Annotated in this window: 7 protein-coding genes; all 7 read left to right on the plus strand. The window is 58.6% G+C overall.

Annotated features, from left to right (window positions below; all coding sequences use genetic code 11):
- Positions 1-1,185, plus strand: a 1,185-nt coding sequence (locus tag PVZ78_RS20305) for a ShlB/FhaC/HecB family hemolysin secretion/activation protein (RefSeq protein ID WP_273828686.1), incomplete at its 5' end; no start/stop codon positions are given.
- 25 nt (positions 1,186-1,210) lie between these two features.
- The gene (locus PVZ78_RS20310; protein WP_273829149.1) at positions 1,211-14,248 is read left to right on the plus strand and encodes a two-partner secretion domain-containing protein; all 13,038 of its coding nucleotides are present in this window, start codon (positions 1,211-1,213) and stop codon (positions 14,246-14,248) included.
- Between the two features lie 5 nt (positions 14,249-14,253).
- Positions 14,254-14,679: a hypothetical protein gene (locus PVZ78_RS20315; RefSeq protein WP_232788608.1), complete on the plus strand. Its 426-nt coding sequence runs from the start codon at positions 14,254-14,256 to the stop codon at positions 14,677-14,679.
- 9 nt (positions 14,680-14,688) lie between these two features.
- Positions 14,689-15,054, plus strand: coding sequence for a hypothetical protein (locus PVZ78_RS20320; protein ID WP_016702309.1), 366 nt, complete (start codon positions 14,689-14,691; stop codon positions 15,052-15,054).
- 506 nt (positions 15,055-15,560) lie between these two features.
- Entirely contained in the window at positions 15,561-15,749 is a 189-nt protein-coding gene (locus PVZ78_RS20325; protein WP_100208957.1) for a hypothetical protein, read from the plus strand.
- A gap of 416 nt (positions 15,750-16,165) precedes the next feature.
- On the plus strand, positions 16,166-16,804 hold the full coding sequence (locus tag PVZ78_RS20330) for a hypothetical protein (RefSeq protein WP_038630960.1): 639 nt from the start codon (positions 16,166-16,168) through the stop codon (positions 16,802-16,804).
- A 68-nt stretch (positions 16,805-16,872) separates the two neighbouring features.
- Positions 16,873-17,283: a contact-dependent growth inhibition system immunity protein gene (locus tag PVZ78_RS20335; RefSeq protein ID WP_144241826.1), complete on the plus strand. Its 411-nt coding sequence runs from the start codon at positions 16,873-16,875 to the stop codon at positions 17,281-17,283.
- Positions 17,284-17,295: the final 12 nt, after the last annotated feature.

Raw genomic sequence — 17,295 nt, forward strand, 5'->3', positions numbered from 1 at the left:
CAGGTCGGCGCGCTGGTCAACCTGCGGGAAATCGAACAACTGGTGGACCAGCTCAACCGCCTGCCGTCGAACCAGGCGCAAATGGAGCTGGCCCCCGGCAAGGAGGTCGGTGGCAGCCAAGTGCTGGTCAAGAACACCGCGCAAAAGCCCTGGCGGGCCGGGCTGTCGCGCAGCAACGACGGCCAGCGCAGCACCGGCGAGCAGCAGTGGGGCACCACCTTCGACTGGGACAGCCCGCTGGGGCTGGCCGACCAGTTGATGTTGCGCGGTGGCCACGATGCCATGAGCGACCACCAGCACACCTCCAACAACGCCATGCTCTCTTACAACCTGCCCTGGGGCTGGTGGAACTTCAGTTACACCTACAGCCAGAGCGAGTACCGCTCCCAGGCCCAGGCCAATGGTTTCAGCTTCAAGCAGACCGGCGACAGCCAGAACCACCAGCTGCGCGCCGAGCGGGTGATCCTGCGTGATGCAGTGAGCAAGACCTCGCTGAATGCCGGGCTGGCCTACCTGCGCACCAACAACTTCATCGAAGACAGCAAGCTGGCCCTGAGCAGCAATCGCCTCAGCGAAGCCCAGTTCGGCATCAACCACGGCCGGCGCATCGGCGGTGCCTTCGTCAACCTCGACCTGGGCATGCAGCACGGCATCGGTGCCTTCGACGCCCAGGACAATGGCCACCCAGGGCCGGGCGAGCCGAATGCGCGCTACCGCAAATACACCGCCACCCTCAGTTACCTGCAGCCGTTCAAGCTGTGGGGCGAGTCGTTCAGCTTCAGCAGCCTGATGACCGGCCAGCGCAGCGAAGACGTGCTGTTCAGCCCGCAGCGCACCAGCCTGGGCGGGCAGTCGTCGATTCGCGGGTACAAGGATCAGTCGCTGTCCGGCGACAGCGGCGGTTACTGGCGCAACGACCTGCGCTGGAGCCGTCCGGTGACCCTCGGCTGGCTGCGCCCGGTGTTCGCCGAGTACGGCAGCAGCCTGGGCTACGACCAGGGTGTGATCCGTGGCGACCGCTACAACGGCGAGCAGCACGGGCGTCTGTCGAGCAACTCTCTGGAGCTGTTCGCCCGCGGCCAGCACCTGGCGACCAGCGTGACCTTCGCCCATTCCCTTGAACGCCCGGATGTCCTGAGCGAGCGCGAAGCGCCGATCTACTTCCGCCTGGATTTCCTCCTCTGATTCGCGTTTTTTCGAGACCTTCGACATGGATGTTCGCCAATTCGCTTTCCTGGCCCGCCAGCCTTCTGCTGCCCTGAAAACCCGCGAGCACTTCTGGGGCATGCCCAAGCGCGGCCTGGCGTTCATCCTGGCCAACGCCATGTTCTGGCAACCGCTGTGGGCCCAGGCGGAAGGCATCGTGGTCAGCGCGCCGGGCACCAGCCTGGGGCAGGCGGGCAACGGCGTGCCCATCGTCAATATCGCCACGCCCAATGGCAGCGGCCTGTCGCATAACCAGTTCCACGACTACAACGTCGGCCAGCAGGGTCTGATCCTCAACAACGCCACCGACCGCACGCAAAGCACCCAGCTGGGCGGGATCATCGTCGGCAACCCGAACCTCAAGGGCGTCGCCGCGCAAACCATCCTCAACGAAGTCAACGGTGGCAGCCCCAGCCAACTGCGCGGTTACACCGAAGTGGCGGGGCAGTCGGCCCATGTGATCGTCGCCAACCCCTATGGCATCAGCTGCAACGGCTGCGGCTTCATCAACACCCCGAAAACCACCCTGACCACTGGCAAGCCGGTGATCGAAAACGGCCAGCTCAGCCGTTATCAGGTCGATCAGGGGCAGGTGACCATCGAGGGCGCGACGCTCAACGCCAGCAACGTCGACCGCTTCGAAATCATCACCCGCAGCGCCAAGATCAACGCCGAGATCCAGGCGAAAAACCTGAGCATCGTCACCGGGCGCAACGACGTCAACGCCCAGACACTGAACGCCACCGCCCGCGCCGACGACGGCAGCGCCAGGCCGGAACTGGCGATCGACTCTTCGGCCCTGGGCGGGATGTATGCCGGGGCGATCAAGCTGGTGGGAACTGAAGCGGGCGTGGGGGTAAAACTCGACGGCAAGCTGATCGCCAGTGGCGGCGATATCCAGCTCGATGCCAACGGTCACCTGAGCATGGTCCAGGCCTCGGCCAATACGGCGATCAAGGTCAAGGCGGCCAGTCTGGAGGCCCAAGGTCCGGTCCATGCCGGTAGCACGCTCGATGTGCGGACCCAGGGCGACCTGAATAACCGACAAAACCTGACTGCGCGCGACAGCATCAGCCTGAGCGCCGGCGGCCGCCTGAGCAACAGCGGCATCATCGAAGCCGGGATCGAAACCGGCAACAGCCGCAATGCCAATGGCGATGTCAGCCTGAGCGCGCAGCACCTCGACAACAGCGGCAAGAGCGTGATCGCCAGCCGTAACCTGACGGTCAACACTGTGCAAACCCTGAGCAACCAGGGCGGCACCTTGAGTGCCGGGCAGAGCGCCAACGTCAGCGCCGCGACCCTGGATAACCAGAGCAAGGGGCGGGTGCTGAGCAGCGGCAGCATCGATCTCAAGGCCGGTCAGGTGCTCAACGGCCGGGGCCTGATCAGCGGCGACGGCAATCTCAGCGCCACATTGGGCCATCTGAATAACCACGATGGCGAAGTCTCCAGCGCCGGCATCACCACCCTGACGGCCAACAGCCTGGACAACAGCGACGGTCAGGTCAGCGGTGACGTGGCATTGAACATCGGTTTGAGCGGCGCCCTGAACAACCAGGGCGGTGTCCTGGGTTCCGCCAAGCGTGTGAGCATCAGCGCCGCCAGCCTGGATAACCGCCATGCAGGCAGCCTGGCCAGCGATGGCAGCCTGACCACGCGGATCGCGGGCCTGTTCGATAACCAGAGCGCAGGAGACCTGGGCGCCAAGGGTGTGGTGGACCTGCAGGCTGGCAGTCTCGACAACCGTGGCGGCAGCCTGACCGGCCAGGATCGCCTGACCCTGGACACGGCTTTGCTGGACAACCGCGGGGGCAAGGTACGCGCCGACAAGCACCTGCAGCTCGATGTGCGCCAACTCGACAATCGCGACAAAGGCGTGATCACCAGCCAGGCAGGGATCGGCCTGACCGGTACCCACCTGGACAACCGCGGCGGCTTGCTCAGCGCCGTTGGCCCGGTGACGCTGAAGGCCCAGAACGTGCAAAACGCCTTGGGGCGGATCGCCAGCCAAGGCGACGTACATGCGACTGTCGACACCCTCCAACAGCAGGGCGGCACCCTGGTGGCGCAAGGCAACCTGACGCTGATCGGCAGTGTTCTCGACAACCGTGACAACAGCCTGGTCGCGGCGACAAAAGCGCTGAAGCTCGAGGTTCAGGGCATCGACAACCGCGCCGGAAAACTGTCCAGCGGAATCACCACTGAAATTGCCGGCCAGCAACTCGACAACAGTGACGGCGGCAGAGTCCTGGTCGGTGGCGATCTGCAGCTGAAGGTTGCCCGTCTTATCAATCAGAGCAAGGGGCTGATCCAGGGCAAGGGCACCACGACGCTGAACAGCCAGAGCCTGGATAACACCGATGGCGAGATCGACAGCCACAACGGGCTGCAGATCACCCTGGCCGGTGGGCTCGACAACACCCGCGGGCGGGTCCACAGCGACCGCTCCTTGACCCTGGGCACCAGCAAACTGACGAACACCGCCGGCCGTATCGAGAGCGTGGAAGACCTGTCGATCACCAGCCGTGGCGAACTGCTCAATCAGGGCGGCTCCATCAAGTCCGAGAAGGGCCTGACTGTTGCCAGTGGCCCTCTCGATAACAGCCAGAAGGGCCTGCTGTCCGGCAAGCACGCCACGCAAATCACCGCGACGACCTTCAACAACAGCCAGGGTGGAAGCCTGCGCAGTGAAAGCAGACTTGGCCTGATCGCCACCCAGGTCAATAACGCCGATGGCAGCATCAGCAGCGCACAGGACCTCACGGCCAGCGTGACCGGGCTCGATCAGCAACACGGGGAGCTGTTCAGCGAGGCCGCCCTGAGCCTGGACCTGAACAACGGACAGCTCAATAACCAGAGCGGCTACATCCATTCGCCGGGAGCCCTGCTGCTCAAGAACCTGAAGGGTGTCGACAACCAAAAGGGTGAGATTTCCAGCGCCCGGGCTTTCAGCCTGAAAGCGCAAAGCCTGGACAACAACGGTGCCAAACTGATCAGTGACCAGGGGCTGACACTGCGCATCGCCGAGGCCCTGAACAACGTGAAGGGCCTGGTCAGCGCCAGTTCCATCGACAGCCACAGCGCCAGCCTGGACAACACGGATGGCCTGCTCAGCACCACCGGTGACCTGGACCTGAAGGTCGATACGGCTTTTGCTAACCAGCGCGGCACCGTTGTTGCCGACGGCGCGTTGCTGCTCACCGCCGCCAGCCTGGACAACCGCGCTGCCGATATCTCCGGCAAACAGGATGTGACCGCGCACATCGGCACCCTGGACAACCAGGGCGGCAAGTTGATCGCCACTGGCGCGCTGGACCTGACGGGGGCGAGCCTGGATAACCGCCAAGGCGGTCTGGTAGGGGCGACAAAAGCGCTGAAACTCAAGGTCGATACGCTCGATAACCGAGGCGGCGAGCTTTCTACCCAGGCCGGTCTGAGCTTGACAGGCAAGCAGCTGGATAACAGCGACCAGGGTCTGGTCGAGGCCCATGACAGGCTGACGCTCAAGGTCGATGAGGTGATCAACCAGGCTGCCGGCTTTATCAATGCGCTGGCCGACCTGACGATCACGGGCGGGCGTATCGATAACCGCAGTGGGAAAATCAAAAGCCAGCAAGGCCTGGACCTCACCCTCAAGGGCGACCTGCAAAACAACCAAGGGCTGATCGATAGCCAGAGCACCCTTGATGTGGCTGCGGCAGCCCTGGACAACAGCGACGGTCGTCTCATGAGCGCTGCTGCGCTGGACCTCGGCGCTCGTGGCGCCTTGACCAACGTGGGCGGCAAGCTGGTGAGCGAGGGCGGCGTGCAGTTGCGCAGCGCCAGCCTGGACAACAGCCACAAAGGCGTGATCAGCGGCAAGGGCGCGGTACAGGTCACCACCGGTGACTTCGATAACAGCCAGGCCGGCAGCCTCGACAGTGGCGACACCCTGGACCTGACGGCGGCAAAACTGACCAACGCGGCCGGGCGCATCGGCAGTGACAAGGCACTGACCGCGAAGGTCAGCAGCCTCGAACAGCAGGGCGGCAGTCTGTTCAGCAACACCAGCCTGAGCCTGGACCTGAATCGGGGGCGGCTGAACAACCAGGGCGGCTTCATTCACGCACCGGGTGCGCTGCTGCTGAAAAACCTCAGTGACGTCGATAACCGCAACGGCGAAATCTCCAGCGACGCGACCTACGAACTCAACGCCAAGAGCCTGAACAACGACGGCGGCCAGTTGCTCGGCAACCAGGCATTGACCCTGCGGGTCGAACAGGCGCTCAGCTCCATCAAGGGCAAGATCGGTGCCTCGGCGCTGGAGGTAGAGGCCGCCAGCCTGGATAACAGCGCCGGCGCATTGACCAGCCGTTCCGGGCTGAAACTGACGGTACAGGGGTCATTGACCAACCAGGACCAGGGGCTGATCAACGCCATCAACGGCTTGAGCATCGCCAGCGGTGACTTGAACAACCGTCACGGTTCCGTTCTGGCCGGTGACTGGCTGAACCTGTCGGCCAAGGCGCTGAACAACACGGACAGCGGGCTGATCAACAGTAAAGGCGCGCTGGAGCTGACCGCGCACCAGTTGGACTCGAGCGATGCCGGCGAGGTATCGGCCAAGGGTGACATGAACCTCAAGGTCACGGGGCTGACGCAGCGTGGTGGTCGCCTGTTGGGCGACGGCGCGGTGACCCTGGACCTGGCCAATGGCGATCTCGACAACAGCCTCGGCAAGCTGAATGCCAAAGGCTTGTTGAGCATCAAGCAACTGCAGGACCTGAAGAACCAGCAGGGGACATTGTCCAGTCGTCAAGGCTTCACGCTGACGGGCCGCACGCTGGATAACAGCCAAGGCAAGTTGATCAGTGAGGCGGCACTGGGTGTCGTGTCCGGCCAGTTGCTGAATGCCAATGGCCTGGTGTCGGGGATCAAGGGCCTGACCGTCGAGGCGGGGAGCCTGGACAACCGCAACCACGGGACGCTCTCCAGCAAGGAGGGCAACCTGGCCGTTGATGTCAGCGGCGCCCTGCTGAACAGCGGCGCCGGCGCCCTGGCCAGCAATGGCACGCTCAAACTGAGCGCCGCGAGCCTGGACAACAGCGGCGAAGGGGTGGTCTCCAGTGTCGGCGGCCAGACGCTCACGGTCGCCGGCCTGCTGAATAACGCGGGCGGCGGTCTGCTCGACAGCGGTGCCACGCTTGATCTCAAGGCGGCAACCTTGAACAACAAGGCCGGCAACCTCAGTGCGTTGCAATCGGTCGATCTGCGCGCCGGCAGCCTGGACAACAGTGGCGGCAGCCTGGCGACAAAAGGTGCCCTGACCCTGGATGTGGCGGGTAACCTGGACAACGCCCTGGGTACCCTCAGCAGTGACGGGGCCTTGTTACTCAAGCACGCGGCCCACGTCGATAACCGCGGCGGCAAACTGATCGGCCAGGATCTGTTGACCTTCAATGCCGACAGCCTGGACAACCGTGACCACGGCACCGTGGCGGCCAATCAGCAAGCCACGCTGGGTGTCGCGGGAGCTGTCCAGAATGCTCAGGGCGGTTTGATTTACAGCCGTGATGCGGGTCTTGAGCTGACGGCTGCCAGCCTCGATAACAGCAAGGCCGCGGTGCAAAGCCAGAACGGCCTGACGCTGAACATCAGCGGCGACTTCAACAACCAGGGCGGCAAGGTCATCGGTCAGGACGGCGCGGTCAGTATTACCGCGGCCAGCGTCGACAACCGTGGCGGGGTGCTGTCGAGCCTCAAGGGCGCGCTTGAAACCCACATCAGTGGCGTGCTGCTCAACGGTTATGACCTGAACGACCAACGCCAGCGTGGCGTGATCGAAGCCCAGCGCTTGAACCTGCGTGCCTTGGCCGGGCTGAACAACAACGGGGGGCGCATTGCCGCGCGCCAGGGCGATGTCATCGTCAACACCGCCGGCTTCGATAACCGCAATGGCGGGCTTTACGCCAGCGGCCAGCTTGGCGTCACTGCGACTACGTTCGACAACGGCGGCGACAAAGGCGGGCAGGTCGCCGGTCAAGGCATCGATCTCGGCTTGAGCGGTGCATTGAATAACCGTTTGGGGGTTATCGAGAGTGACACCTCGCTGCTTATTCGTGCGGCCAGTATCGACAACGCTCAGGGTCAGCTACGGGCCGCAGGGAGCGGCGGCAAGAGCCTGTTCCAGATCGGCGGCTTGCTGGACAACCGTAACGGCCGCATCGAAGTGGCCAGTACCGACCTGGGCCTCAACGCGACGAGCTTGCAGAATGCCGGCGGTACCCTGCTGCACTCCGGCAAAGGGCAATTCGATATCTCGATGGCCAACGTCAGCGGGGCGGGCGGCACCCTGGTCACCCAAGGGGGGCTGACCCTCGCGGCCGATTCGTGGAGCAACACCAGCGTCATCCAGGCCGGGCGTCTGAAGGTCAATGTCAACAACTTCTACCAGAGTGCCAGCGGCCAACTGCTGGCCTCCGACAGCTTCGAAGGCGGTGGCGGCAACTGGACCAACGATGGCCTGATCGCCAGTGACGGCAGCCTGAGCCTGCAACTGTCCGGTGCCTACGGTGGCAACGGCCGATTGACCAGCCTGGGCGACATGAGCTTCGGCGCCGCCCAGCTCGACCTGCCAGGCTCCGCGACTATCGCCGGTGGTGGCAACACCCGGATCAATGTCGGCGGGGTGCTCACCAATCGCGGACGCCTGAGCTCCACCCAGGGGCTGACGGTCAATGCCGGGGCGATCAATAACTATGGCTCCCTCGGCAGCGCCGGGGCGCTGACCCTCAATTTCGGGACGCTGCTCAATTCCGGTGTCAGCGATGCCGAACACAGCTCGATCTTCAGCGGCGGCGACATGCAGTTGCTGGGCAACAGCTTCAGCAATCGCTATGCCGACGTTTACAGCATGGGCAGCCTGCTGGTGGCCGCCAATGCCGGGCAGGCCCAGTCGAGCCTGCTGGAAAACCGCTCCGGCACGATCGAAAGCCTGGGCGACATGACCATTCGCGCCATGACCGTGAAGAACGTCATGGACATCCTCACCTACTCGGAACACGAGAAGTACTACGCCGCAATCACTGAACTGCCGTGCGGCCCCTTTGGTGTATGCCATGTCAAGAAACATGGCAATCGGCGCAATGCGGTCTGGCAGCTCACCGAGCGTGATCGCCTGCAGGTGACCGCCAGTACGGCGGCCTCCAGTATCTCCAGCGGCGGGCAGCTGAACATCGGTGCCCAGGAGCTGAGCAACGAAAGCAGTGTTATCGCTTCCTCCGGCAACCTGGCGATCAATGCCGTCAGCATCAAGAACCAGGGGGTGGTGCCTCAGGACATTGAAACCACCACCATCAAATACAACCACGTGGATGAGTACCAGGGCGCGGTCGCCGCGGTGGCTGACTTCAATGCCAAAAATGGCGCAAAGCCCTCCAGTACCTTCGAAGCCGACCTGGCGCGGTTCAACGCCCTGATGACCGGTACCCGAAAACTGGCCGGTGGCGGTACCAAGACCCTGGACAGCAGCGACGGCAAGCACTTCGACGCCATTATCCAGTCCGGCGCCAGCGTCCAGCTCAACGCCTCGGAGAAGATCGACAACGGCGTGGTACGTGGTTATTACGCCTATGTCGGTGGTGGCAAGAAGACCGGCGACACCTCGGCGGGCAGTCAGTATTCGACGCCGATCTACATCAACTCGCAATTGCCGCCGGACCTGGCCAAGCAGCAGGTCAACCCCTTGGCCCTGCCAGGCTTCACGTTGCCGGTCGGGCAACACGGCCTGTTCCGCCTGAGCAGCGAAGGAGCCGGCGACACCGCGGCGACCCAGCGCAACCCGGCACCGATGGACTGGAGCATGGGCAGCATCAGCCTGAGATTCGCCGAGCGCGAGCAGAACCTGGCCCAGAGTCAGGCGCGGGCGCTCCAGGTCGATTCGGTGGCCCCGGTGGCGGCGACTGAGCGCAAGCTGGCGCAGGTTGGTGCGGTGCAGCCTGGCGTCGATGCCAGCCTGCCGACGATTAGCGTTACGACCCCGACAGACAGTGGAACGACTGCTCAGGGGCCGGTATACAGCCGTACCCCAGCGCAACAGGTGCAAGGCAGCATTGTGCGGGTCCAGGGTATCCCGACGCTCGACAATCCCCCTCAAGCGCACAAATACCTGGTTGAAACCAACCCGGTGCTGACCAACCAGAAACAGTTCATGAGCTCGGACTACCTGCTGTCGAACCTGGGTTACAACCCCGACAACAGCTGGAAGCGCCTGGGCGACGGTTTCTACGAACAACGGCTGATCCAGCAGGCGGTGGTCGCCCGCACCGGCCAACGTTTCATCGACGGCCAGAACTCCGACGAGAAACTGTTCAAGTACCTGATGGATAACGCGCTGCAGAGCAAGCAGCAGCTCAACCTGGCGATCGGCACCTCGCTGACCTCCGAGCAGGTCGCGGCCCTGACCCACGACATCGTCTGGCTCGAATCGCATCAGGTGAATGGCGAGAACGTGCTGGTGCCGGTGCTGTACATGGCCCACGCCAACAACCGCCTGGCCGCCAACGGCGCGCTGATCGCCGGGCAGGACATCAGCCTGATCGCCGGCAAGGACCTGCTCAACGCCGGCACCCTGCGCGCCACCAACAACCTCTCGGCCAAGGCGGGCAACGACCTGGTCAATAGTGGCGTGATCGAAGCCGGCAATCGCCTGGACCTGCTGGCGGGCAACAACCTGGTGAACAAGGCGGGCGGCATCATCGCCGGTCGCGATGTGAACCTGAGCGCGCTCAATGGCGACCTGATCAACGAACGCACGGTCACCAGCCACCAGAACAGCGGCGGCGATCTGCAACAACGGCGTGACTTCCTCGACAGCGCCGCGCGTATCGAAGCCGCCAACGACCTGACGCTCAAGGCCGGTCGTGACTTCAACAACGCCGCTGGCGTGCTGCAAGCCGCCCGCGACACCACCATCAACGCCGGCCGGGATGCCAACCTTACCGCTGTCGAACAGCAGGACAACGAGACTCGGACCAACTCCCTGCACACCAGCACCAGCCAGCACGGCTCGGTGCTCACCAGCGGTCGCGACCTGACAATCAACAGCGGCCGCGATCTGTCGGCCATCGCCAGCCAGATCGACGCCAAACGCAACCTCGCCATGGCCGCCACCGGCAACCTGACCCTGGCCTCGGCGGCCGACGAACAGCACTCGTACTCCAGTTCCAAGAAGTACAAGGGCCAGTCTGACAAGGTCAGCCAGGTCTCCACGGCGGTGACCGCGGGTGGCAGCGTGGCCCTCAGTGCCGGCAAGGATCTGGAGCTGATTGCCAGCCGGGTGAGTGCGGGGGATGAGGCGTATCTGGTGGCCGGCGGCAACCTGGCGCTGGAGTCCGCGGAAGACAGCAACTACAGCTTCTACAGCAAGACCAAGAAGAGCTCGTCGGGCAAGAAGAGTCGGCTGGATGAGGTGGCGAGTACTACCAACATCGCCAGTTCTGTCACCTCGGGTAATAACAGCGTGTTGATCGCTGGCAACGACTTGTTGGTCAAAGGCAGCGAAGTCGCAGCAGACAAAGGTGCTGCCCGGCTGACGGCGGGTAATGATGTGCAAATCCTGGCCGTCAGCGACTCCAACAGTGCGCGCCACGAGAGCAGTAAAAGCAAAAGCAGCTGGGGCGGCCTGAAGGCCAGCAAGGTCCAGGACAAACTGGCGGAAACCCAGACCAAGGCGGTCGGCAGCATCATTTCCGGCAACACCGTGGACGTGGTTGCCAAGCACGATGCCACCGTTACTGGTTCCGCGCTGGTCAGCACCAAAGACCTGAGCGTACAGGCCGGCAATGACCTGACCATCGACGCGGCTGAAAATACCTTCACCCGTAGCGAGTTGCACAAGCAGAAAAACCGCGACCTGATGGGCGTGCTCACCGCCAACAACCTGGGCGTGGACGACATCACCGGCAACCAGCACTTGTCGATCAGCAGCAGTAACCACACCGGCAAGGCGGCGCAAACCACCTTGACCGGCAGTACCGTGGGTTCGAGCGAAGGCAGTGTGAAGCTTGAGGCGGGGCGTGAGTTGAAGGTGGTGGCCAGTGATTTGGTCAGCACCAAGGATATGGCCCTTAAAGGTTCCAATGTCACCATTACCGCGGGTATGGAGAGCGCTAGCCAGAGCTCTACCGACAAGTCCAAGAGCCTTGCCGTGGGGCGTGTGATCGGCGGCACCGTTGTGGATACTGCACGGAGTATTCGTGATGGGGTCAAGGCCGCAAAAGAGGCGGATGACCCGCGCCTCAAGGCCGTGAAGCTGGCCCAGGTCGCCATGGATGCCTACAACCTTGGCGGGTACGCCTCGGATGCCAATGGTCAGCGTTCCGGTTTCAAAGACAAGCAAGGTGGGACGGCCAGCAATGGTTCGTTGATCAAAATCGGTACTGAGCTTGCCAATACCCACAGCAAGAGCACCAGCGAATACACCAGTGAAACTGCCAAGCAAAGCACGCTCAATGTGGGTAAAGAGCTGTCTATCGTGGCAACGGGTAAGGCACCTGATACCCAAGGCGATATCCATGTGGTGGGCAGCGACCTGAAGGCAGGCAGTACCACGCTGGTGGCCAAAAACGACATCACCCTGGAAAGTGCGCAGAACACCACTGAGAGAAAAAACGACAGTAAAAACAACAAAACCAGCATCGGTGCCAGCTTCAACATCGGTGAGCAAAACGGTTTCACCCTGGACCTGGGGGCACAGATCGCCAAAGGCATGGGTTCGGGCAGCTCGGTCACTCAGGTCAACAGCACGCTGGAAACCGGTGCACTGGTCCTGAACAGCGGCAAGGACACGACCTTGGCCGGCGCCCAGGTACATGCCGACAGCATCCAGGCAGATGTCGGCGGCAATCTCAACATCGCTTCACGGCAGGACACCGAGACGCAGAAGAGCAAGCAAAGCAGCGCTGGTTTTGGCGCGAGCATTTGCGTACCGCCGTTCTGCTACGGCTCGATGGTCACGGCGTCCGGGAGCATGTCCGCCGGCAACATGAGCAGCGATTACAAGGGGGTCACTGACCAGAGTGGTCTGTATGCGGGCAAGGGCGGCTACACGATCGATGTCGGCAAGAACACCATCTTGCAAGGCGCCGTCATCGCGAGTGAGGCCTCTGCCGACAAGAACCTGCTGATCACTGATCGGTTGCTGCTCAGCGACATCAAGAACACCAGCGAAATCAAAAGCACATCGGCCAGCGCCGGTGTTTCCAGTGGCTCGGGAGGCACGACACTGGGGGCTCCGATGGGCATGGCGCTCAATGAGTCGGACCATAGCCGGACCCAGTCAGCGGTCAGCGAGGGCACGATTATTGTGCGCAATCCTGAGGGCGCCAATGACTTGGTTGGCCTCAATCGCGACACGGCCAATGCCAACAAGAAACTCGACAAACCCGATGAAAAGGCCATGCGCGAGCGTATGGAGCTGATCACCAGTTCGGTGGCGCTGGCGCAAAGCATTGGCAATACCATCGCTACAGACAAAATCCGCGAGGCAGAAGATGCCAATAGCGACACGGCGAAAACGGCGCGGCAAAAGTTACTGGACAAGGGGATCGTCAACCCGACAACCGATCAGGTAAGGCAGCAGGTCCAGCAAGATTACGGTGTGGGAAGCAGCTTCCAGCGCACCACCCAGGTTGTGTCGGCCATCGTGCAGGGGATTGCAGGTGGGAATATCGGAGCGGCCGCTGCGGGGGCAGCGGCGCCGTATCTGGCACGGACAGTGAAGGAAATGACCGAGGGCGATGCCGCCGCGAACCTCATGGCTCACGCGGTGCTGGGCGCAGTGCTGGCCAGGGCCGGCGGTAACTCGGCACTGGCAGGGGCAGGTGGCGCTGTAGCCGCTGAGGTCACGGCGAAGTTGATCCGCAGCCAGCTGTATGGCGACGTCAGCAACGAAGAGCTGACGCCGGAGCAGAAGCAAACGATCTCCGCGTTGTCGACATTGGCGGCGGGTATTGCGGGCTCTGCTGTGGGCAAGGATGCGCTGAATGCGGTGGCGGCGGCTCAGGTTGGGAAGAATGCGGTTGAGAATAATTATCTTAGTGTGCGCGAGGCTCAGAAAAAGAAAGATCTATTAGCTAAAGAGCGTCAAGGCACAATTACATCTGAGGAAGTCAAAGAATTAGTAGCTATAAACAAGCTTGACCAAGATAGAGATTCTGCAATCCGTGCAGCTTGTACTGCGGGCAATAAGGCTGGAGCGGAGTGTGGACGTCTAGTTGCGTTGGCAAATAGTGCGTTAGCGCAATATGGTCAAAATGTTAGCTATTCACTGCTTTATAAAGATTTGTTTCCGAACGACGCTGCTAACGTTGAGAGGGTATTGAGAGGGTTAGATTCTGGGAGCATTACCCGGGACTCTGCTATAACCGCAATCGTTAAAGAGTCGGGGAGAAGTCGAGAGGAAATTGAGCAGCGTTATGACTTGGCGATGACCCTGCAGGCAGTGACTTCAACCCTTGCAGGTTTCTATGGGGTTAAGGCGGCTGTTCCTGAAACTCGATCATCAGGTGGTGAAGCTGCGAAGGGAGCAGCACTCGACTTGGTGTCTGGGGAAACGAAAACTGTAGGTACTGGCAAAGCTGCAGCTAATGATGCAAGCTTCGGTACAAGCGTGGGAGGAGGAACAGCTAAGCTCCTAGATGATGCTAGTAAACAATTAGAGCAATACATCAGGACGTTTGATAAATATAAACCGCCAACCGCGATTGGTGCCGTAGATCCATTGACAGGAAAAATAGTCACCATGTCCAGCGGGAAAGTACCGACTAAAATTGCACCTGAATTACAGATGTATGCAGATAAGTTGGGAGGCTTGGGTGTTAAAACTGCATGTGGAAACACTCTAGGGCGTTGTGCTGAGTTTAGAGCTGCTAATGAACTGCTTTTGAGTAATCCTGCTCTTAAGCTTAACGATATTAAATTTACTCCTGCTATTCGTCCAAGAACGGGAGAGGTTGTTCCTCGTTGTGAAAACTGTACTAATATTTTTGGAGCGGAATGATGGAGATGGATGATGAGTTTTTAGAAACTAATGATTTGGATTGGTTTGCTTGCTGCCAAGATGGGCTGCTTGCGCATTTTGCGAGTGGAGGCCGAGGATTTGTTCCTGTAGCGATAAGGAAGTCAGTTTTTGAATATGAAGTTATTTATGATTATTTTTATTCGTTGACTGATGGTTTTGAGTTTGAAGTTGTTGAAAGAAATCTGCAGGAATTTAATTCTGCTGCTCAGCGTGATCGTTATTTGCAGTCGTTTGTGGAAATGGCGAAAAGAGGTTTGTTTAGTTACGATGTGAGTGATGCTGGTTATAAGCTGATAGCTAGGCCTAAAGGGTTTAAAAAGTTTCAGGAATTGCCGGATGAAATTAAAAATGTTCTTCATGTGTTATCGGTGAGTGTTTCTGAGAATGTAGATGTAAGTAATGATGTTTAGACTTGAATAATGCACTCAAGCGCTAAGGTATTTGCTGGCTTTGTGAATTGGTTGCTCTCTTTGTGTCTTGTTTCTGAGGGGGAACTTCTTGAAATACTTGAGGGGTTTGATGGTGTTCAGGGAGTTATAGAAAGCAATTTGTATATATCAGCATACGAGGAGATCGCTCGCTACCTTGCCCATCTTCGATCTTTTGAAGAAATGATTTTCTTTGTTGAATCGAATAGTGAAGTTCTGAGCGAGTTGCCAGGGGAGCAGTATTACTTTGTTGAGGCTGTAGTTGATGTGTATTCTGTCGGTGGACAAAATGTTGCGAGGTTGATTGATGCCTCACCCAAAAGATATAGGGAGTATTTGATTAAGCGCTTTGGGTAGTTGGTGCAAAAGGAGTCAATCCTCCGTCCGTACCATGTAATGCAAGTAATCTTTTGGAGGGGGGCAGGCAAATGCTGGCCAGATTAGTAGGCTTTTCAAGCTAGATGGTACGCCAGTCAATGGAGCGGTATGTCGAGCGAATAACCAAGGATGCTGTAAAACGATTGGGAGCAACATATCAGAAATATCAATTCTGATGGAATATTGATATCGGATAAGGTTAAAGGGCTGCAATAATGATCCTTGTTAGGGTTTTAGATGCAGAAGGTGAGTTGCTGAATGTACTTTATGATTTGAGTGCGCTTGAGTATAGGCAGCGCAAGCCAGAGGTGTGGGTGAAAGATCACTTTGAAAGATAGGATCGCTCGAGTCTTCCTCCGTATGTATCCTTTCGATTTGGAAGAGAGGATGATCGTATTGTTTCTACTTTGAGGGGGGCGGTTAGTTTATATAAAGGTCTGATAGATTGGGTCTTGACAGGGTATGAGCGCCATGCGTTTCCTGGCATGAATTGGGTGATAGAGCCTGCGCGAATTAAAGAGGTAGAGACTAAGGCTGGGGCTTTGGGTTTGTCGCCTGAGGACTATCTTTCTGAATATGAGCCGGAGTTTGGCCCTATTTCTTTTGAAGACTTGGTCGGATTAACCCAATATGTTCGTCAAGTATTTTCAGGGCAGGGCAACCTCAGCTCTTGAACTGGGGTGTTGTATTTGTCTTGCCGTAATCACCAGACGCCCTTCATGATTTAACTCTAAAATTCTTAGTTACCTAAAGCCCCGCAAAACATCTCCGTAACCGACCCGAGCGCTGCCTCGAATCCTAAGGACTACGGTACGCATCAAATCGAAATCGACGTGAAGCGATTGCAGCAGGATATTGATTCCGGTGTATTACCAAATACCAGGTTCTTGAACAACCATGAAATCGCGGCCGAGTTGCAATCAAGGGCAGATGCGGGAGAAATACACGAACAACCTTTCACACGAGAAATGAGACTTTATTGATGAGGGCAGAGGCAGGCTTGAGCAACGCCACGCGTGATGGCGAGTGCTTGATCAAGGGCTGTGTCCCGGCCGGCTATATTAAATTTATCGATAAATAGGTATTTGTCATGGATCGGAAAACAAACGACCTGCTTAATAGCATTCCGGAGCATGCAGATTATGCAGCTGATGCAGGAGACTTGGACCCGGAGGATATTCCGCAGGAAAGAATGGATGCTGTGATGGATTTGCTTCGTCACGCAGATAATGACGTGGTGCGTTTCCTGGCTGCGAAGTTATTGACCAGTTGGGGGGGGCATGAAGGCCTGGTTGCCTTGGAGAAGAACATGGAAAGCCCCGAAATTATCGAAGGCATCTATTCTCATAGACTGCATGGATACGATGATACTTATCGTCAGATACTTATGGCCGTGACCATGTATTTTGCCAATATGGCTGACAGGGGGGGAAGAGAGGTGGCGAGAACCCAGGTCTACTCACCCTTGTCGAAAATCATAGCGTTGGCGGGCAGCAAACCTTTTGAAATAGCCGATGCGTTTGCTTTCGTGAAGCGTGAAAGATACCTGGAGTATGTACCTCCTATTAAACAGCACCTTGTTTCGATCATTGATCATCCAGAAATACATCGTTGGAAGATTTACGATGCTATCGAATTGTTGATGGGTTTTGATCCTGAGTTCGTCATGTCTCTGTTGAAAGAAAAAAACAAGACGATTGATGATTTCAGACCAACAGTCCAGGGTTGACTCCAGTAAGTGGGAGGCAAGGGTCAGGTCGGCTCCTGTGCAAAAGGTACTATTGGACTACTGAAGATATGAGAAAGACATTTCGTTCAATATCGGCCGGTATGGACTCTAAGTGGCAGCCGGAAAGCGAGCCTTCATCCTTGACTCAGTGGTACTTGTCCGTTCGCGATATACCTATTGAAAAGCTTGGGCTTGAGGATCTATGTCGGGCTTTGAGGCAGGATTTATTCTCATTAGAATTACTGCCAATTGCTATTGATATTCTTTCTAAGAACCTGCTCTCAGGTTTCTTTGATGATGGGGAGTTGCTGGCCTTGATCAATGATTTGCCATCAATCTATTGGTTTGATAATAAACTTTTGGCTCAAAGGCTTTTATCTGTTCTTGTTGATGGCGAACATTTGTTGGGAGAGGAGCCTGAGACGTTGCTTGTGGCTAAGGGGTTGGAAGTTAAATTGCGAGAGGCATTGATTAAATAAGTTGGCTAGCCA

Origin of the sequence: Pseudomonas sp. SBT1-2 (assembly GCF_028640875.1) — a bacterium.
Taxonomy (GTDB): Bacteria; Pseudomonadota; Gammaproteobacteria; order Pseudomonadales; family Pseudomonadaceae; genus Aquipseudomonas; species Aquipseudomonas chlororaphis_I.